Annotated in this window: 1 protein-coding gene; it reads right to left on the reverse strand. The window is 64.8% G+C overall.

Annotated features, from left to right (window positions below; genetic code table 11):
* Positions 1-33 precede the first annotated feature (33 nt).
* Positions 34-600 (reverse strand): TonB-dependent receptor domain-containing protein (locus ACTWPP_RS45095; protein ID WP_443110634.1); only part of this gene is annotated, 567 nt, incomplete at its 5' end.

Raw genomic sequence — 600 nt, forward strand, 5'->3', positions numbered from 1 at the left:
TCGTGGCACGACGGAGGTAGGCGCGCAGTGCGTTCATCGGAAGGTGTAGGTGAGCTTCAGGCGAAACGTGCGGCCGTCCTGCTGGATGGCAGGCATCACCACCTCTGGCCCGACCGGATCGGCATAGCGCCGGTCGAACAGGTTGTAGAGACTGGCCGACATCTCCAGATTGGGCGCCAGCCGCGTCGCCAGCAACGTCAGGTTGGCGATCCAGTAGCCACCCACGCTGCCCGATGTCGTCAAGCGGTTGCTGATGTACTGCGCCTCGAGCCCCGCCCGCCAGTCGCTACGCCACAGCGGCATGCTGGCGTTGAGCTTGAGCATGCGGCACGGGGAATCGCTCAGCGTCTGGCCGGTGATGCCGTCTTCTGAATGCTGGAAGCTGTAGCTCGCACGCAGGCGGGTGCCGCCAGGCCAGTTCTGCTGGTAGCCGAGTTCTGCGCCGCGCGTGCGCACACGCGACACGTTGCTGAAGACCAGCAGCCCAGTGTTGGGGTCTTCGCTCTGGCTGATCAGGTTGGAGACGTTGTTCTGAAACACCGACAGCGTGGCCTTGCCGCCGGCGCTGACCTGCTGCTCCAGCACGGCTTCATACGTCCG

It is taken from the genome of Actinomadura sp. 3N407 (assembly GCF_052245875.1).
Taxonomy (GTDB): Bacteria; Actinomycetota; Actinomycetes; order Streptosporangiales; family Streptosporangiaceae; genus Spirillospora.